16 protein-coding genes are annotated in these 17,390 nt (G+C 72.5%); 9 read left to right on the top strand and 7 right to left on the bottom strand.

Features of this window, described 5'->3' with window-relative positions; genetic code table 11:
• Positions 1-52: 52 nt before the first annotated feature.
• On the bottom strand, positions 53-733 hold the full coding sequence (locus Raf01_RS30390; RefSeq protein ID WP_203921481.1) for an SDR family NAD(P)-dependent oxidoreductase: 681 nt from the start codon (positions 731-733) through the stop codon (positions 53-55).
• An 82-nt stretch (positions 734-815) separates the two neighbouring features.
• Positions 816-1,385, bottom strand: coding sequence for a peroxiredoxin (locus Raf01_RS30385; protein ID WP_203921480.1), 570 nt, complete (start codon positions 1,383-1,385; stop codon positions 816-818).
• Between the two features lie 144 nt (positions 1,386-1,529).
• Here Raf01_RS30385 and Raf01_RS30380 point away from each other — a divergent pair, with 144 nt between their 5' ends.
• Positions 1,530-2,048, top strand: a complete 519-nt coding sequence (locus tag Raf01_RS30380; protein WP_203921479.1) for a DUF1707 SHOCT-like domain-containing protein — start codon at positions 1,530-1,532, stop codon at positions 2,046-2,048.
• A gap of 21 nt (positions 2,049-2,069) precedes the next feature.
• Here the strand turns inward: Raf01_RS30380 and Raf01_RS30375 are convergent, their stop codons facing one another.
• Positions 2,070-3,098 (bottom strand): LacI family DNA-binding transcriptional regulator, encoded by a 1,029-nt coding sequence (locus tag Raf01_RS30375; protein ID WP_203921478.1) that lies wholly within the window; start codon positions 3,096-3,098, stop codon positions 2,070-2,072.
• Between the two features lie 240 nt (positions 3,099-3,338).
• Between Raf01_RS30375 and Raf01_RS30370 the strand changes: the two genes are divergently transcribed.
• Positions 3,339-5,045, top strand: a complete 1,707-nt coding sequence (locus Raf01_RS30370) for a glycoside hydrolase family 43 protein (RefSeq protein WP_203921477.1) — start codon at positions 3,339-3,341, stop codon at positions 5,043-5,045.
• Between the two features lie 110 nt (positions 5,046-5,155).
• The gene (locus tag Raf01_RS30365; protein WP_203921476.1) at positions 5,156-6,862 is read left to right on the top strand and encodes an AMP-binding protein; all 1,707 of its coding nucleotides are present in this window, start codon (positions 5,156-5,158) and stop codon (positions 6,860-6,862) included.
• Positions 6,863-6,865: 3 nt separating this feature from the next.
• Here the strand turns inward: Raf01_RS30365 and Raf01_RS30360 are convergent, their stop codons facing one another.
• Positions 6,866-7,432, bottom strand: coding sequence for a hypothetical protein (locus Raf01_RS30360; protein ID WP_239134056.1), 567 nt, complete (start codon positions 7,430-7,432; stop codon positions 6,866-6,868).
• 113 nt (positions 7,433-7,545) lie between these two features.
• Positions 7,546-8,298 (bottom strand): SDR family oxidoreductase, encoded by a 753-nt coding sequence (locus tag Raf01_RS30355; protein WP_203921475.1) that lies wholly within the window; start codon positions 8,296-8,298, stop codon positions 7,546-7,548.
• A 174-nt stretch (positions 8,299-8,472) separates the two neighbouring features.
• Between Raf01_RS30355 and Raf01_RS30350 the strand changes: the two genes are divergently transcribed.
• The 4 genes from Raf01_RS30350 (at position 8,473) to Raf01_RS30335 (ending at position 12,134) form a co-directional block, all read left to right on the top strand.
• Positions 8,473-9,396, top strand: a complete 924-nt coding sequence (locus Raf01_RS30350) for a pirin family protein (protein ID WP_203921474.1) — start codon at positions 8,473-8,475, stop codon at positions 9,394-9,396.
• 157 nt (positions 9,397-9,553) lie between these two features.
• Entirely contained in the window at positions 9,554-9,988 is a 435-nt protein-coding gene (locus Raf01_RS30345) for a hypothetical protein (protein WP_203921473.1), read from the top strand.
• A 90-nt stretch (positions 9,989-10,078) separates the two neighbouring features.
• Complete coding sequence (locus tag Raf01_RS30340; RefSeq protein ID WP_203921472.1) at positions 10,079-10,516, top strand: TraR/DksA family transcriptional regulator; 438 nt, start codon at positions 10,079-10,081, stop codon at positions 10,514-10,516.
• A 250-nt stretch (positions 10,517-10,766) separates the two neighbouring features.
• Positions 10,767-12,134: a DUF6745 domain-containing protein gene (locus Raf01_RS30335; protein ID WP_203921471.1), complete on the top strand. Its 1,368-nt coding sequence runs from the start codon at positions 10,767-10,769 to the stop codon at positions 12,132-12,134.
• A gap of 72 nt (positions 12,135-12,206) precedes the next feature.
• Here Raf01_RS30335 and Raf01_RS30330 read toward each other — a convergent pair whose 3' ends face one another.
• Positions 12,207-13,406 carry a LacI family DNA-binding transcriptional regulator gene (locus Raf01_RS30330; protein ID WP_239134055.1) on the bottom strand — a complete coding sequence of 400 codons (1,200 nt, stop codon included), beginning with the start codon at positions 13,404-13,406 and terminating at the stop codon, positions 12,207-12,209.
• 147 nt (positions 13,407-13,553) lie between these two features.
• Here Raf01_RS30330 and Raf01_RS30325 point away from each other — a divergent pair, with 147 nt between their 5' ends.
• Both Raf01_RS30325 and Raf01_RS30320 read left to right on the top strand, forming a co-directional pair.
• A complete protein-coding gene (locus Raf01_RS30325; RefSeq protein ID WP_239134054.1) occupies positions 13,554-15,911 on the top strand; it encodes an amylo-alpha-1,6-glucosidase in 2,358 nt (785 codons plus the stop codon).
• Positions 15,892-16,269 carry a VOC family protein gene (locus Raf01_RS30320; RefSeq protein ID WP_203921469.1) on the top strand — a complete coding sequence of 126 codons (378 nt, stop codon included), beginning with the start codon at positions 15,892-15,894 and terminating at the stop codon, positions 16,267-16,269. The genes Raf01_RS30325 and Raf01_RS30320 overlap by 20 nt, the downstream gene beginning before the upstream one ends.
• Here Raf01_RS30320 and Raf01_RS30315 read toward each other — a convergent pair.
• Entirely contained in the window at positions 16,266-17,030 is a 765-nt protein-coding gene (locus tag Raf01_RS30315; protein ID WP_203921468.1) for a GNAT family N-acetyltransferase, read from the bottom strand. The genes Raf01_RS30320 and Raf01_RS30315 overlap by 4 nt on opposite strands.
• Positions 17,031-17,390 lie beyond the last annotated feature (360 nt).

Raw genomic sequence — 17,390 nt, 5'->3', positions numbered from 1 at the left:
CAACCGCCTCCTTGGGACTGTTCGGCGCGGCCCGTGACCATCGGGCCGGCGCTCACACCCGGATGTGCGCTCCCCGTACCGCCGACGACCGGTCCCCGCACAGGAACGCCACCGTGTCGGCGACGTCCTGAGCCGGTGTCCAGGAGCGCCGGTCGGCGTCCGGCTGGCTGGCGCGATTGCCCGGGGTGTCGATCACGCCCGGCAGGATCGCGTTGACCCGCACCCCGTCCCGCGCGTACTCGGCGTGCAGCGCGCCGACGAGCCCGAGTACCGCCGTCTTCGCGGTCAGGTAGCCGGCCGCGCCGGGGAAGGGGGCGCGCGTCGCCTGGCTGGACACGCAGACCACGGCACCGCCACCGGCCGACACCAGGTGTGGCAGCGCCGCTTGGCAGACCAGGTAGGTCGGGCGCAGGTTGAGGCGCAGCTGCTCCTCGAAGTCCTCGACCGGCGTCTCGTGCACCCTGCCGCCCATGGCGAACCCGCCGACCAGGTTGACGACCGCGCGCAACGGCCGGCCGGCCTCGCCCGCGGCGACGTCCACGCACCGCTGTACCGCGTCGGGGTCGAACAGGTCGGCCTCCACCAGCGTCAGCGCCTCGTGGGCGGGGAGCCGGTCCGGCTCGGCGCGGCCGCGCCGGGGCACCACCACCCGCCAGCCGCCCGCCAGCAGGGTGCTGGTGACCGCGGCGCCGAGGCCGCCGGCCCCTCCGGTGATCAGTGCGGTTCGGCTCATCGTTCTCCTCGGGTACGGGTCGACGCGGCGGGGTCTGCCGCGGCCCGGTGTGTCGGGGCCGGGTGTGTCGGGGCCGGGTGCGTCAGGCCGGCATACCGGTCAGCTGCCGCACCACCGCCAGGGCGCCCTGGACGTGATTGTTGAACTGGGTCTGCGAGGAGAATACGTACCGGATGATCCCCTGCCGGTCGATGACGTAGGTGACCCGGCCGGGCAGGAAGCCCAGGGTCGACCGCACCCCGAAGCTCCGGCGGACCTCGCCCCCCTCGTCGGCGACGAGGACGAACGGCAGGTTGTGCTTGCGGGCGAACTGGTCGTGCGAGCCCACCGAGTCCGAGCTGATGCCGACCACCTGCGCACCGGCCTCGACGAACACCTCGTAGGCGTCCCGGAACGCGCATGCCTCGCGGGTGCAACCGAGGGTGTCGTCCTTCGGGTAGAAGTAGAGCACGACCACCCGTTCCTTAAGGAGGTCGTGCAGCGACACCTGCTCACCGGTCTGGGTGGGGAGAGTGAAATCCGGGGCTCGGTCACCGACCGCGAGTGAGTTGACGTTGGCCACGGGCAGAAGGTTACTCGCCGGTACGGCCCGGGGCCACGTCTGCCCGGCGGCGAAGTCGGGCCGCTTGAACGAGGCCACGGCTGGCGCCATCCTGAGTAACATGTGCGCGCGGCCACGCCGCCGTGGCGCACTGGGTACCATCCAGGCGCGGCAGCGCAGCACCAGTCTGGCTCGGCGCGTCTGGCGCCGCGCGACGATCCAGACCAGTCGCACACCACCGGGGGAAAGGCCGAGATGACCGCGCAGGGCGAGGAACGCGAGAGTCACCGCACACGCGACGAGGACCGGTTGCGGGCGGCGGACGAGGACCGCCAGTGGGTCGCCGACCGGCTGCGCATCGCGCTGGACCAGGGCCGGCTGCGGTTGGCCGAATACGACGACCGGCTCCGGCTGGCCTACGCGGCGACCACCTACGCCGAACTCAACGCGCTGCTCGATGACCTGCCGTCGCCCGCGGCGGCGGCAGCCTCCGCGGTGACGCCGGCCCCGCAGCACGCTCCGGAGCCCTCGACCCCGTCGACCTCGCCGGGCCCGTCCGGCAAGCCGTACAAGCGGATGCCGACGGCGCTGATGGTGCTCTGGACGATCTGGGGTGGCGTGGTCGCCATCAATCTGGTGGTGTGGCTGCTGGTCATGGTCGGCACCGGGGAGGCGATCTACCCGTGGCCGATGTGGGTCGCCGGGCCGTCGGGCGCCGCGCTGCTCGCGGTGACCGTCGGGGTACAGGAGATCCGCCGCAGCAAGCGGCGATGACCGGTCGGGCCGCCCGTCGTCTCAAGCCTGATGAACGGCGGCCGGCGGCGCGGTGCTCGCCCGGACCACCAGCGGTGTGGCCAGCTCCACCCGGGGCGTCTCCAACTCCTCGCCGTCGATCAGGCTGAGCAGCATGCGCGCGCCCATGCCGGCCATCTCGGTCAGCGGTTGCCGGATCGTGGTCAGCGGCGGGATCGCCCAGCGCGCCTCGTCGAGATCGTCGAATCCGACCACACTCATGTCGTCGGGCACCCGCAGGCCGCGCTCGTACAGGGCCTCGTAGGCGCCCAGCGCCATCTGGTCCGCGCAGACGAACAGCGCGGTCGGCGGGGTCGGCAGGTCGAGCAGAGCGGTGGTCTGCTGGTATCCGGTCGGGCTGAGGAAGTCGCCGGAGCGCACGTAGCCGGGCCGCACCTTGAGCCCGGCGCCGCTCATCGCGGCCCGGTATCCGTCCATCCGCGCCCGGCTGCACAGCACGTCGGGCGGGCCGCCGATGACCGCGATGCGCTCGTGGCCGAGGCCGATCAGGTGCTGGGTGGCGGTGAGGCCGCCGGCCCAGTTGGTCGCGCCCACCGACGGTACCTTCGGGGCCGGCTGCCCGGCCGGATCGACGATCACCACCGGGATGCCCAGGTCGTCGAGCTGCGCCTGCTGGCCGGGGGAGAGCTGGGAGAGGATCAGCAGCACGCCGTCGGACCGCCGGGCGGCGAGATTCTCCAGCCAGCGCCGGTCGGGCCGGGTGCGGTGGCGGCCGTGCACCGCCGAGACGACGACGCCCGTGCCGGCCCGGTGGGTGACCTCCTCGACGCCAGCCAGGATCTCCATCGCCCACGGGCTGCCGAGGTCGACGAAGACCAGGTCGATCAGCCCGATCCGGTGCTCGGGCCGGGCCCGGCGCGGCTGGTACCCGCGCTGGCGCAGCAGCGCCTCCACCTTCTCCCGGGTGCCGGCGGCCACATCCGGCCGTCCGTTGACCACTTTGGACACAGTGGGGACGGAGACACCGGCGGCCGCCGCGATCTCGGACATGGTGGTCCGGTTTCGTGACATGGGCGGAGTTTACTCCGAAAGTTTCGGCATTCGAAAGCCCTCGGTCCCCGCCTATTGACGCGGAAACATCGGTCGAATTATGGTCCGGCAACCGAAACTTATCGGAAGGGTCATCGAAAGGTCGGGCCCGCCGACCTCGGCGCGCGAGAACGGCGCGGCGCGTGCGACTGAAGGGATGCCATGACCGCAGAGCGCCCGCTTGATCGCGGCACCTCGGACCCCGGCGCCGGTGGCGGTCGGATGACCGCCGCAGGACGCCCCCTCGACGGCGACACCTCCGGCCTCGCCGTCACCGGTGGTCGCGCGACCGCCGGCACAACCACCGCCGCGACCACCGGCACAACCACCGCCGTCCCGCTCATTCACAACCCTGTGTTGCCCGGATTTCACCCGGATCCGTCGATCCTGCGGGTGGGCGAGGACTACTACCTCGCCACCTCGACGTTCGAGTGGTACCCGGGGGTGCGGCTGCACCACTCCCGGGATCTGGTGCACTGGCGGGCGCTGGGCGGCGTCCTGACCGAGCGGCGGCTGCTCGACCTGCGTGGCGCGGGCGACTCGTGTGGTGTCTGGGCGCCGGACCTGTCCTATGTGGACGGCCGGTTCTACCTCATCTTCACGGACGTGGCCAGCTTCGAGAGCGGGTACTGGGATCCGCGCAACTACGTGGTCAGCGCGCCCGACATCAATGGACCGTGGTCCGACCCGGCGCCGCTGCACGGGCGCGGGTTCGACCCGTCGCTGTTCCACGACGAGGACGGCACCAGCTGGCTGCTGTCGATGAGCGCCGACTGGCGCCCGGGCCGGGAACCGTTCGCCGGCATCGAGGCGCAGCGCTTCGACCGGGACGCCATGTGCGTGGTCGGCCCGGTCCGGACGCTGTTCTCGGGCACCGAGGTCGGGATGACAGAAGGGCCGCGGATCTACCGGCGCCAGGGCTGGTATTACCTGGTGACCGCCGAGGGCGGCACGAGTTGGGAGCACCAGGTCACGGTTGCCCGGTCGAGGACGCTGACCGGCCCGTACCAGCCCGACCCGGAGGGGCCGTTGCTGACCTCCCGGGGCCGGCCGGATCTCGAGCTGCAGAAGGCCGGGCACGGCGCGCTGGTGGCCACGCCGGCCGGGGAGTGGTATCTGGCTCATCTGGTCGGGCGGCCGTACACCCCGCTGGGCGACTGCGTACTGGGCCGGGAGACGGCGATCCAGCGGGTCGACTGGACCCCGCAGGGCTGGCCCCGGGTGGCCGGAGCCGTACCGGCGGTGGAGGTGCCCGGCCCCGACCTGCCGCCGCACCCGTGGCCGGCAGAGCCGGAGGTCGACGAGTTCGACGCGCCGCGACTCGGCGTCCACTGGAGCACCCTGCGCCGACCGGCCGGTGAGGACTGGCTGTCGCTGTCCGCCCGGCCCGGGTACCTGCGGATCCACGGCGGGCAGTCGCCGGTCGGGCGGGTCGCGCCCAGCCTCGTGGCCCGGCGGGTCACCTCGCCGGAGTGTGCGCTGGAGACGGTCATGGAGTTCCGGCCGGCGAACTTCCGGCAGCTGGCCGGGATCACCGCGTACTACAACACCCGCAACTGGCACTACGCCTACGTCAGCCTCGACGACGACGGCCGGCGGGTGCTCGAACTGCTCAGCCGCGACGGTGGGCACCGCATCGCCCACCGGGAGGCCCGGGTCGACGTCACCGGCGTCGACCGGCTCGGACTGCGGGTGGAGTTCGACGGCCCGATGGTCCGGTTCGGCTACGACACCGGCGGCGGATGGCAGGGCCTGCCGGTCGAGTTGGACGCGACGATCCTGTCCGACGAGCACGCCGCGCAGATCGTCCCCGGCGAGCCGGAGGCGTGGGGCTTCACCGGTGCCTTCGTCGGGCTCTGGGTGCAGGACCTGGGCGGGGACGGGGCCTACGCGGACTTCGACCGGGCGCGTTTCACCTCGCGCGAGTAAGCCCGTCGCGCGAGTAAGCCCGTCGCGCGATCTAGCCCCCGGTTGCCGTCGCACCCTATTGTTTCCAGCGAGATCGTCGGCATCCAGCCCATCGGGCACGGGGAGGCGGCATGGCGGAGACCGTTGGCACCGCGACCTTTCGCGCGGCGCGTGACTTCCTGCTCGCGCACGCGGAAGACTACGAGACGGCATACCGTGAGTTCGACTGGCCCGAGCTGACCGAGTTCAACTGGGCGCTCGACTGGTTCGACGTGGTGGCCGAGGGCAACGACCGGCCGGCCCTGTGGATCGTCGAGCAGGACGGCAGCGAGACGAAGCTGTCCTTCGCCCAGCTGTCGCACCGTTCCAACCAGGTGGCGAACTGGCTGCGCGGCTTGGGCGTGCACCGCGGCGACCGGCTGGTGCTGATGCTGGGCAACCAGGTGGAGCTGTGGGAGACCATCCTCGCCGCGATGAAGCTGGGCGCGGTGCTGATCCCGGCCACCCCGTTGCTCGGCCCGGCCGACCTGCGCGACCGGGTGCAGCGCGGCGGCGCGCGGCACGTGGTGGTCGGCTCCGCGGACGCCGCCAAGTTCGACGAGGTACCCGGGGACTACACGCGTACCGTGGTCGGCGCCCCGGTGCCGGGCTGGTCGGACTACGCGGACGCGTACGGCGCACCGGGCGAGTTCACCCCGGACGGGCCCACCCGGGCCTCCGACACGCTGCTGCTGTACTTCACGTCCGGCACCACCGCGCTGCCGAAGCTGGTCGAGCACACCCACGCGTCGTACCCGGTCGGGCACCTGTCCACCATGTACTGGATCGGCTTGCGCCCCGGTGACGTCCACCTGAACATCTCGTCACCGGGCTGGGCGAAGCACGCCTGGAGCAACGTGTTCGCGCCGTGGAACGCGCAGGCGTGCGTGTTCATCTACAACTACGCCCGCTTCGACGCGACCCGGCTCATGCGCGAGATGGACCGCTGCCGGGTGACCAGCTTCTGCGCCCCACCGACCGTGTGGCGGATGCTCATCCAAGCCGACCTCGGCCAGCTGCGCACCCCGCCGGAGAAGGTCGTCGGTGCCGGGGAGCCGCTGAACCCCGAGGTCATCGACCAGATCCGCAAGGCGTGGGGAGTGACCATCCGCGACGGTTTCGGGCAGACCGAGACGACCGTGCAGGTGGCCAACACGCCGGGGCAGGTGGTCAAGCCGGGGTCGATGGGCCGGGCCACCCCCGGATACCGGGTGGCGCTGGTCGACCCGGCCACCGGCGAGGTGACCGACGAGGGCGAGATCTGCCTGGACCTGTCGGACCGCCCGCTCGGGTTGATGGCCGGCTACCACGGCGACCCGGCGCGGACCACGGAGGCGATGGCCGACGGCTTCTACCACACCGGTGACATGGCGTCCCGGGACACCGAGGGCTACCTGACCTACGTGGGACGGGCCGACGACGTGTTCAAGGCGTCGGACTACCGGATCTCACCGTTCGAGCTGGAGAGCGTGCTGATCGAGCACGAGGCGGTGGCCGAGGCGGCGGTGGTGCCGTCGCCGGACCCGGTTCGGCTGGCCGTGCCCAAGGCGTACGTGGTGCTGGCCACGGGCTGGGAATCGTCGGCGGAGACCGCTGCCGCGATCTTCGCGCACTGCCGGGCGAACCTTTCGCCGTTCAAGCGGGTACGGCGCCTGGAGTTCGCCGAGTTGCCGAAGACCATCTCCGGGAAGATCCGGCGGGTGGAGCTGCGGGCCAGCGAGACCGTCAAGCACGCCGACCCGCAGGCTCGGCCGGACGGCGAGTACCGGGACGAGGACTTCGCCGACCCGCAGTCGTGACCGTCAGCGGTGCGCCCCGAGCACACCGGCGAGCACCACCGCGGCCACGGTGAGACCGACCATCGCCTGAAGGAGCAGTGCCGGACCCAGGTGCGACCACACTGTGGCGCCGCGTGGCTTGAGGGTACGGCCGGTCGACAGGTTCTCGATCTCCACCGCGCGCGGCGGCTGGTACGGGTCCCGTTGCCGGCGCACCGCCACCCGTACCCGGTCGCGCTGCACGACCGCGCCCTGGGACAGGTGCCCGTGAATCTCGAACGGCTCGATCACGCCGTCGACGTCGGTGAGCCAGACCTGGGTGACCTGAAACTCGGGCCCCTTTCGCAGGTCCTTCCACTTGCGGACGGGACCCGCCTTGACCGGCGCCCGGACCACGGCGGCCAGCAGCCGGCTCGCGGTTCGGGCGACCGCCGTGGCGCCCACGACGCCGGCCACGAGGTGCGGGCTGACCCGCACGTCCCGGCCGTACGCCTCGTCGATGCGCACCACCCAGCCGTACAGCATGTGCCGGCGGGGGATCGGTTCGGGCTTGGTGTCTGAGAGGACCGGTAGGAAGTCTGCGCCGTACATCTGTCACCGCCGATAGGCCGGCCCCCCGGAGCACCAGGATAACGGGACGTGGGCGGATGAATACAGAACGTGATTACTCACGCGCGCCCGGTTCGCTCACGTCGCCGTGCCGGTCACACCCCGCCGGTGAGGGTGATGCCGCCGTCGATCGCCAGCGTCTGGCCGGTCACCCACTCGGCGTCGTCGGAGGCCAGGTAGGCGACGGCGGAGGCGACATCCGCCGGTACGCCGAGGCGGCGCAGCGGGTACGCCTGGGCGACCTCCTCCTCCCGCCCCTCGTAGAGCGCCGTGGCGAATCGGGTCTTGACCACCGCGGGCGCCACCGCGTTCACCCGTACCGCCGGCCCCAGCTCCATGGCGAGCTGCGCGGTGAGCTGAATGAGCGCCGCCTTGCTGACGCCGTAGAGCCCGATGCCGCCCGCCGGGCGCAGCCCCGCGACCGAGGCGACGTTGACCACCGCGCCGCCGTGGGCGCCCAGCCACCCGCGGTACGCCTCCCGGACCCAACCCAGGGCGGCGACCACGTTGACCTCCAGCGTCTTGCGGGCAGCACCGAGGTCGAGGTCGAGCAGGGGACCGTAGGCCGGGTTGATCCCGGTGTTGTTGACCAGCACGTCGAGCCGCCCGTACGCGTCCAGTACCCGCGCCACCGTCGACGACCGGTGCTCCTCGTCGTCGGACCGCCCGGCGACGCCGATGGCGTACTCCGGCCCGAGCGATGCCACCGCGTCGCGCAGGCCGTCTTCCTTGCGGGCGGTCAGGCAGACCCGGCCGCCCTCCGCCACGATGCGCCGTGCGACGGCCAGGCCGATGCCCCGGCTCGCACCGGTCACCAACGCCACCCTTCCAGTGAAGCGAGAAGTCATGGGGCAAGTCTGGCCCGGCGCGTCTGGCCCGGCGCGTCTGGCCCGGCGCGTCTGGCTCGGCGCGTCTGGTGCCGCGCGACCCTGACCGGTCGCGGCCCACGGCGGCGGCGGGCGTCGGGCATAGTAGACCTGCCGCCGACCACTGCGCGTGCACCGGACCAGGGAGGTCCACCGATGGCCGACTCGAAAGCCCCGCGACCGCGCCGGGTGGATCGAGTGCACACCAAGACGGTCCTCGGGCCGGACGCCCAGGTGGACGCGAAGGCCGTCATCATCTCCCCGGACAGCACCGCTCTCACCGACCCGTTCCTGGTCCTCAGTGAGGACCGGTTCTCCTCGCCCGGCTTCCAGTGGCACCCGCACCGCGGAGTGGAGACGGTGACCCTGGTCCTCGACGGGGTACTGGAGCACGGCGACAGCCTGGGCAACGCCGGGACTCTGGAACCGGGAGACGTGCAGTGGATGACCGCGGGCAGCGGCATCATCCACCGGGAACTGGCCTTCCGCGACGAGCACGCGCACACCCTCCAGCTGTGGGTCAACCTGCCCGCCGACCGCAAGTTCGTCCCGACCCGGTACCAGGATCTGCGCGCTACCAGTCACGCCGCGCACACCGCGGGCGGAGTGAGCGTCGCGGTGGTCTCGGGACGGTCGGAGGGCGTCACCGGCCCGGCGGCCAACCACTGGCCGATCCTCGGCCTACTGCTCACCCTCGACCCGGCCACCCGGTACGCGCAGCTGCTGCCGGCCGACCACCGCGCCTTCTGCTACGTGCTGTCCGGCCGGGTCACCGTCGCCGGTCGGCACCTGAAAGCCGGCCAGATCGCCTGGTCGGATCCGGTCGCGTGGTCGGATCCGGCCGTCTGTTCGGATCCGGTCGCCGTGAACCCGGACGCCACCTCGCTCGCGTTGGCCACGCCGGCCGGGGACGAGCGCACCCGGCTGATGCTGTACGCGGGTCGGCCACTGGGCGAGCCGGTCGTCGCGGGCGGCCCGTTCGTGATGAACAGCAAGGCGCAGATCCAGCAGGCGTTCGCGGACTTTCACGCCGGCAGGTTCGGCGACATCCCGCGCCAGGCCCGGCTGCTCACCCGCTGAGTACGGCCGCCGCGAGCCGTGCCGTTCACGTTCGCGGCCGTTCACGTTCCCGGTTTTTCGCGTTCGCGACCGGGCGAACACCGCGTCCGTACCCTCATCCGGGTGAACCGGGCTGACCTGCCGTTCCCGCGACACGGTTGTGTACCCTGAGCGGAAGATGTCCGGCCACGCGCACCGACGACATTCGACGAGGGTCGTCCTCGCCGCGGCTCTGGCCTGCGCCCTGGCCTGGCTGGGAGTCGCCGCCGCGGCGACGGAGATCGGTCCGGTCCCCCGGGTCGTCCACGCCGGGGCCGAGGTCGTGGTCATCCAGCCGTCGACGCAGCACGTCGCGCAGCGGATGGCCGCCCGGCTCGGGCACGTCAGAGCGGCCCTGATCTCCGCGTCGCAACGCAACCTGGCCGGCACAGTCGCCCTGCGCGTCCTGGCCATCGTGCTCGCGATGCTGTTCAGCCTCGGCCTGATGCGCCGTGATCCGAGGCGCCGCCCGGCGGTCCTGATGCACGGCGTCCGAGCGCCGCCGGCCCTCGCGGCGGCTGATCGAGTCGCTGCGGCGTGGGCCACGAGCCGCGCGCCACTCACGGTCCTCTGATCGCCGCGCGCCCGAAATCTCGGTGCCGCCCGTGAGGCCGGCACACCCGGCCGAACAATCCGAAACAGAACTCCGCTCCAGGAGACCAGCATGTCTGGCACAATCACGCCCACCCCCGACCAGCCCCGACCGGAGCTGCTGCTCAGCCTCCCCGCGTTGCGCGCGCGGCTGGAGGAGCAGCGCCAGTTCCGGATCGAGCAGATCACCGCCCTGGCCGGCAACGACCCCGGGCAACCACCGGCCGGGACCGACCTGGCCGTCGACACCGCGCAGAGTCAGGTCACGGCCGCCCTGCTGGCCGGGGCGCGGCAGGCGCTGACCGACATCGACACCGCGTTGTACCGAATCAACAACGGCGAGTACGGCAAGTGCCTCGAGTGCGGGGCGGCGATCGGCATGCAGCGCCTGCGTACCCTGCCGCAGACCGCGCTGTGCGCCGACTGCCACCGAGCCCGTGCGTCGGGTCCCGACCGTGTCGCCGGCTCCGGCCCGGTCCGCGGGGAGGATGCTCCGCCGGTCGTGGCATGACGCCCGTGACCTGACCGGCCGTCGCCGACGGACACCTGGTACGCGGGCCGGTCCCCGTCGCTACATACACTCACTCATCGATGGAGTCCGTGTCCTACCAACGCGCGCGTCCTGGGACCGATCGACTGAGGTGATCAGGGCATAATCTCCGTGACCATCTTTCATGTAGGCGCTTTCGCCAACAGTTCGGACATCACGGCCTTTTCGTATTCTGTCAATAGCCCCCTATGCGGCGAGAGCGAGCATTCGGATGGCCAATACGCAGGTACGTAGCCTGACCGGGGAGCAGTGGAACCTCGTCGAGCAGGTACGTGCCGAGTGGCTCGGGCACGCGCTGACGACCGAGCCCGCCGACCGTGCCGCCGCCGAGACCGCGATCGCCGCGCTGTATGAGCTGCGGGGGCTCGGGCCGCCCCGGTTCGTGTGGGTGGACTCGCCCGCCACCGGCAGCCTCGCCCTGTGGCTGCTGTCCGGCGTCACCACCGAGGAGGGCTCGCCGCTGGTCGGCACGCTGCGGGAGGCGCTGTCCGACCCGCTGTGGGACGCCATCGGCGGCGGGCTGCGGGACTCGGTGTCCGCGTCGCTGGGCGAGTCGGTCGGCGACCTGCTGCCCCGGGCCGGTCGGGTGCACGACCTGTTGCACGACCCGTACCGGTCCTTCGCCGAGGCGACGACCGGGCTGTTCGGCCTCGACCTGCTCAGCGGGTACCCGCCCTGGTGGGAGTGGGCCACCCTGTTCCGCAACGTACGGCGGATGCCCGAGCCGGTACGGCGCCGGCGGCTGCATGACGTGTCCCTCGGCGACGCACTGCGTCGCACGGTGAACCGGCAGGTGCACGAGTCACTGCGCAAGGCGATCGAACGGTCCTGGGGGCCGACCGACCTCGACACCGTACTGCGCGCGCAGCGACAGGCACTGCGGGACACGTTGCTGATCGGGCTCGGTGAGGCGTCCGACTGGGAGGCCGATCCGCTGCGCCGGTCGCTTGCCCGGTCGCTGCGCGCGTCCGCCACCGGACACCGGGGCGGCCTGGACGAGATCGGTTGGATTGCCCGGTACGACCTGTACCGCCGGCTCGGTGTCGTCGAGTACCACCCGAACGCGCAACTGCGACTGGACCTGGTCGCGGACATCCTGCGCTCGGCGGGCCGGTGGTGGCCGCACCCGGCGGCCTGCGTGGTCGCCGAGCGACCCACCCGGCTGGCGGTGGAGCCGACCGACAGCGGGATGCGGTCGCACAGCCCACAAGGGGCGGCGATCGAGTACCGGGACGGCTTCGCCGCGTACGTCTGGCACGGCGTCGTCGTGCCGCGCCAGGTGATCGGCGGCGAGGTGACCGGCCGGGACTGGGAGCGCGAGCCCGACGAACAGGTGCGCGCGGCGATCGCCGACCGGATGGGGTACGACTGGCTGCTCGGTCGGGTACCCGCGCAGCGGATCGCCACGGACGAGTCCGGCAGCCTCTGGCAGCTTCCGCACGACCTCGTGCTGCTGGAGGCAACCGGGGGCGTGCCGGGCCTGTCCGGGCCGACCCGGCGCCGGGTGGTCCCGGTACCGCCGGACCAGCGGGTGCCCCGCGACGCCGCGCGGCTGGCCTTCGGCACCGACCCGTCCTGACGACCGGCCTGGGGCGTCGCGCGGCGTCAGATGCGCCGAGCCAGACTGGTCGGGAGAGGCGGGCCGTACGGGTCAGCCGGAGTCGCGGACGACGAGCCGCGGGCGCAGCAGGAGGTGCCTGCGGCCGCCGCTGTCGCCCTCGCCTTCGCCCTCGCGGTCGAGGTCGCCGTCGTGGTCGCCGCCGTCGAGCAGCCGGATCAGCAGGGCGACGCAGCCGGCCGCCGCCTCGGTCAGCGGCTGGCTCACGCTCGTCAGCCCGACGGCCTGAGCCACCGGCGTGTCGTCGAAGCCGATCACGGCGATCCGGGGCGAGGCGATCCCGCCCGGGGCTGTCCCGTGCGCGGTGGCCGCGCGCAGCGCCCCGAGAGCGAGCGAGTCGCTGGCGCACACGAGGGCGGACGGGCCGGCGGTCCCGAGCAGGTCCACGGTCCCGAGCAGGTCCACGGCCGCGCGTTCGCCCTCGGCCACCCGGTCATCGACGCGGCGCTCCAGGCCGGAAAGATCCACGCCGGCCGCGCGCAGGGCGGCGGCCCAGCCCTCACGCCGGTCTTCGCCGACGGCGGACCCGGGCGGCCAGCCGATGAACCCGACGCGGCGGTGCCCGGCCGCGAGCAGCCGCTCGGTGGCGGCGCGGGTGCCCCACGCACCGTCGACATCGACCCACGGGTGCTCGCCTCCGCCAAGGACCGCCTCCGGCTGCGCCTCCCGGTTCAGCGTGGGGGAGTGCTCGCCTCCGCCAAAGGCCGGCTCCGGCTGCGCCTTCGAGTGTTGCGTGGGGGAGTGCTCGCCTCCGCCAAAGACCGGCTCCGGCTGCGCCTCCCAGTTACGGCCGAACGTGACAAACGGAACCCCGCGACGGGCCAGCCAGTCGGTACGCGCGTCGCCGGGGTGCGTGCCGGTCAGGACGAAGCCGTCCAGGTCGTGGGCGCCGAGCAACTCCTCGTACGCGGCGATCTCGGCGTCGTCGCCGGTCGCGGTGTAGAGCACGACCCGGTACCCGGCGGGTGCGGCCGCCTCGGTGAGCCCGTGCAGGAACCGGTCCAGGACCGAACCGTTGATCCCGTCGCCGGCCGGTCCGATGCGTACCGCGATCAACCGCGACCGGCCCGTGCGCATCTGCCGGGCTGCCTGGCTGACCCGGTACCCGAGCACCTCGATGGCCGCCCGGACGCGCTCCCGGGTCTCCGGCCGGACCAGCTGTGGAGCGTTGATCACGTTCGACACGGTCTGCCGGGAGACTCGGGCATGGTGCGCCACCGTAGCGATGGTCACTCTGCCCGCCATTTTGCCCCTTTCAGGGGGTTGAACGATCCAATCTCGGTGAGGCACGATTGGATCGTTCAAGTACCGGATGCGAGGCACCTTCTCGCGCCGCAGGCACCCTGTCAAGCAGGCGCCCCGTCAAGAGGGAGGACGCGCGTGACCGTGAGTCCGCACCGGCAACGTCTCCAGCCGCTGCTGCACGATCTCACGGTGACCGTGAGTGCCCCGGTCAGCGCGCTGTCCGGCCATGACGGCCAGATCCGCGGCGACGGTGTTCAGGGTGTCTTCTACGCCGACCTGCGCGCGCTGTCCCGGGCGGTGCTGCGGGTGGACGGCGCCGAGCCCGAGCCGGTGATGCACACGCTGGACGGCCCGCACTCGGCGTGGTTCGTCGCGCTGGTCCGTGGGCTGGGCGGCAGCCTCGCATCGTCGCCGGACGGGGCACCCGCGGAGCCAGAGCCGGCGATCGGCCTGGATCATCTCGTGGCGTCGGACTCGCTGAGCCAGGCCGCTCAAAACGTGCGGGTGGATCGGATCCGGCGCGTGACCCCCGACGGGCTGGCCGAGGAGATCAGGGTGGCGTCGACCGGGTCGGCGCCGGTCCGGGCCACGGTCGCCGTCGACCTCGGCTGCGACCTGGCACCGATGGCCGAGGTCCGGCGCGGTGGCACCGGGACCGAGCAGCCCGCGCGCCGGGACGGCGCCGGCCTGGTGTGGTCGACGTCCACCACGTCGGTGTACGTCACCGCCGAAGACGCCGTCATCGACGCGGGCGCGGGACCCGGCGCCGTCCGGCCCGGTGCCGTCCAGCCCGTGCCTGCACAGTCGGTGGCCGCGCAGTCCGTGGCTGCACAGCTCGTGCCCGCGCAGCCCGGCGACGTCCAGCCCGGCCAGGCCCGACTGGTCTGGCCGGTCGAGGTGCCTCCCGGACAGACGGTGACGCTGCGCTGGCGGGTCCGGGTGGTCACCACGGCCGCGGCTGTCGCTCCCGCCCGGGGGCCGGTCGAGTGGGGCCGGCCCGACGTGGTGGCCGACGACCGCCGGCTGGTCCGGCTGCTGCGCCGGTCGCTGGACGACCTCGCGGCGCTCCGGCTGGCCGAGCCGGCCGGTACCGGGGACACGTTCCTCGGCGCGGGGGTGCCGTGGTACCTCACGCTGTTCGGCCGGGACAGTATCTGGGCCGCCCGTATGCTGCTGCCGACGGGTACCACGCTGGCCGCCGGTACGCTGCGCACCCTCGCCCGCCGCCAGGGGCTGCGGGTCGACGCGTCCTCGGGCGAGGAGCCCGGCAAGATCATGCACGAGCTGCGCTACGGGGGCCTGTTCGGCGTACGGGCCGACGACGCGCCGGCCGCCTACTACGGCACCGTGGACGCCACCGCGCTGTGGATCAGCCTGCTGCACGACGCCTGGCGGTGGGGGATGCCCGAGGCGGAGGTGGCCGCGCTGCTGCCGAACCTGGGCTCGGCGCTGGACTGGCTGGCACGGTACGGCGACCCGGACGGTGACGGGTTCGTCCGGTACCTCGACCGCAGCGGTCGGGGACTGGCCAACCAGGGCTGGAAGGACTCGGGCGACGCGGTGCGCTTCCGGGACGGGCGGATCGCCGCCGGGCCGATCGCGCTGTGCGAGGTGCAGGGGTACGCGTACCAGGCCGCCGTGCACGGCGCGGCGCTGCTGTCCGCGTTCGGGCTGCCCGGCGAGCAGCAGTGGCGGGAGTACGCGGCGGACCTGGCCCACCGGTTCCGCGACCGGTTCTGGGTCGACGGCCCGGACGGACCGTACCCGGCGCTGGCGCTGGACCGCGACGGCCGGCCGGTCGACGCGCTCACCAGCAACATCGGGCACCTGCTCGGCACCGGGCTGCTCGACGACGCCGAGTCGGCGCGGGTGGCCCGCGCGCTGGCCGGGCCGGCCCTGTCCGGCGGCTACGGCCTGCGCACGATGTCCACTATGGACGCCGCCTTCGATCCGCTGTCGTACCACTGCGGCTCGGTGTGGCCGCACGACACCGCGATCGCCGTGTCCGGCCTGGCCCGCGCCGGGTACGGCGCCGAAGCCGCCGGGCTGGTCGAGGGCGTCCTCGCCGCCGCCGAGGCGTTCGGGTACCGGTTGCCCGAACTGTACGGCGGCGACGACCGCGCGACGCTGGAGCGCCCGGTGCCGTACCCGGCCGCATGCCGGCCCCAGGCATGGTCGGCAACGGCCAGCATCGCGATCCTCGCCGCGGGGCTCGGCCTGGAGCCGGACGTGCCGCGGGGCGAATTGCGGCTGCGGCCGATGGCCGGGGCGCCACTGGGTGCCATCACGGCGCGCGGCCTGCGGATCGCCGGACAGCCGGTGGACGTGACGCTGGACGGCGCCGGCCGGGTCAGCGTCGATGGCCTGCCGGATTCGGTACGGGTGGTGGCTCCGGTCGCGCCGTCGATCCCGGTACAGCCGCAGGACGGGTCGATGGACAGCCCGGCCGCGGGGGATCCGGTAGCCTCGGCCGGTGACCAGCCGAATCGGTGACCTCGTCATCGACTGCGCGGACCCGTCGTTGCTCGCCCGATTCTGGTGCGAGGCGCTCGGTTACCGGATCGTCGACCAGGACGAGACCGGAGTGGCGATCGGCGGCTCCCCGGTGATGCCGAACATCCTGTTCATCGCGGCACCCGAGGGCAAGACGGTGAAGAACCGGATGCACTTCGACGTCTGCCCGACCGACCGCGACCCCGACGAGGAACTGGAACGGTTGCTGGCCTTGGGGGCGCGCCGCTCCGGCATCCTGGCCGGCGGCAGGTGGACGGTGCTGGAGGACCCGGAGGGCAACGAGTTCTGCCTGATGCGCAAGCGGGTCCCGGCCGAACCGCTGCCGCTGCACGACTAGCGCTCGACGCTCTTGGCCAGGCTCAGGTCGTCGACGTATTGGCCGTCGATCAGGAACTCGTCCACGAAGCGGCCCTCGACGGCGTAGCCGTGGCGCTCGTACAGGCGCATCGCGGACGCGTTGCCGCCCAGTACCTGCAGGCTCAGCTTCCGTGCGCCCCGCTCGGCGGCCACCCGCTCGGCCGCGGCGAGCAGCGCCGAGGCGACGCCGAGCCGGCGGGCCTCCGGTGCCACCGCCAGTCCGCGGATGCTGAAGACGTGAGCGGCCTCGGGCAGCTTCAGCTTCGGCGCCACACCGGCGTAGCCGGCCAGGTCGCCGCCGATGTGCGCGACCAGGATCTGGTCCGGGACCTTCTCCTCGCTGAAGAACGAGGTGCGCTGCCTGGCCAGGTACGAGGGGAAGCCCGATCCCTGTGTCCACGCCGTCGAGTCGAGGGCGAGCAGGGCGGCATCGTCGGCCTCGACGGCCTGGCGTACCAGGGGTGCCCAGTCCACGGTCAGCTGGTCCCGCGTCGCGAACCGCACGAGGTGGCGCCCGACGACATCCTCGACCGCCGCCAGCCGCTCGACGTCCTCCGCCTTCGCGATCAGGTCGATCCGGCCGGGCGACGGGACCAGCGAGCACACGCCGCGGCTGGTCGTGATGGTGCCCCGCCCGTCCTCCGTCAGCTCGGTCGACGCCTTGTCGCCCAGGTGCGAGACGAGCTGCTTGATGTACCGCTCTGGGCGATCGGTGGCGACGCGTGCGGCCGAGTAGTACATGGCATCGGTCCCTTCACGAGGTCGGGTGGTGGAGCGCTGGCCACGTCGAGCCTGGCGTGCCGCGTCCGGACCCCCACCCGGGGCCGTCCGCCATGGTCAAGACTTCTTGCCCAGCTGTCAACACGCCTGCATGCGTGTTGACGGCCTGAGAAGCCATCGTGGCCACTGCATATGTGCATTTATGCACGTCAATATATAATGTACGCGTGGGGATCGGCGATTCGGGTGGTAACCGGCACGCCCGGGATGAACGGGAGTGCGCGGCCGGTACCCGTGGAGAGGCGTACAGGATTGTTTGATCCGCGTACCGGTGCGATTGTCGAAAGACGCCGCCACGAGGGCACGAAACTCCACGAAGTC

Origin of the sequence: Rugosimonospora africana, from assembly GCF_016862975.1 — a bacterium.
Classification (GTDB): Bacteria; Actinomycetota; Actinomycetes; order Mycobacteriales; family Micromonosporaceae; genus Rugosimonospora; species Rugosimonospora africana.
This window is presented reverse-complemented; position numbering and strand designations above follow the sequence as displayed.

Bases quoted from the DNA above. Each gene is read 5' to 3' on its own strand.
- Raf01_RS30375 (WP_203921478.1), bottom strand. From the start codon at position 3,098: ATGTCACGAAACCGGACCACCATGTCCGAGATCGCGGCGGCCGCCGGT.
- Raf01_RS30315 (WP_203921468.1), bottom strand. From the start codon at position 17,030: ATGTACTACTCGGCCGCACGCGTCGCCACCGATCGCCCAGAGCGGTAC.
- Raf01_RS30345 (WP_203921473.1), top strand. From the start codon at position 9,554: ATGTCCGGCCACGCGCACCGACGACATTCGACGAGGGTCGTCCTCGCC.
- Raf01_RS30350 (WP_203921474.1), top strand. From the start codon at position 8,473: ATGGCCGACTCGAAAGCCCCGCGACCGCGCCGGGTGGATCGAGTGCAC.
- Raf01_RS30385 (WP_203921480.1), bottom strand. From the start codon at position 1,385: ATGGCGCCAGCCGTGGCCTCGTTCAAGCGGCCCGACTTCGCCGCCGGG.
- Raf01_RS30390 (WP_203921481.1), bottom strand. From the start codon at position 733: ATGAGCCGAACCGCACTGATCACCGGAGGGGCCGGCGGCCTCGGCGCC.
- Raf01_RS30340 (WP_203921472.1), top strand. From the start codon at position 10,079: ATGTCTGGCACAATCACGCCCACCCCCGACCAGCCCCGACCGGAGCTG.
- Raf01_RS30380 (WP_203921479.1), top strand. From the start codon at position 1,530: ATGACCGCGCAGGGCGAGGAACGCGAGAGTCACCGCACACGCGACGAG.
- Raf01_RS30365 (WP_203921476.1), top strand. From the start codon at position 5,156: ATGGCGGAGACCGTTGGCACCGCGACCTTTCGCGCGGCGCGTGACTTC.
- Raf01_RS30335 (WP_203921471.1), top strand. From the start codon at position 10,767: ATGGCCAATACGCAGGTACGTAGCCTGACCGGGGAGCAGTGGAACCTC.
- Raf01_RS30355 (WP_203921475.1), bottom strand. From the start codon at position 8,298: ATGACTTCTCGCTTCACTGGAAGGGTGGCGTTGGTGACCGGTGCGAGC.
- Raf01_RS30360 (WP_239134056.1), bottom strand. From the start codon at position 7,432: ATGTACGGCGCAGACTTCCTACCGGTCCTCTCAGACACCAAGCCCGAA.
- Raf01_RS30370 (WP_203921477.1), top strand. From the start codon at position 3,339: ATGACCGCCGCAGGACGCCCCCTCGACGGCGACACCTCCGGCCTCGCC.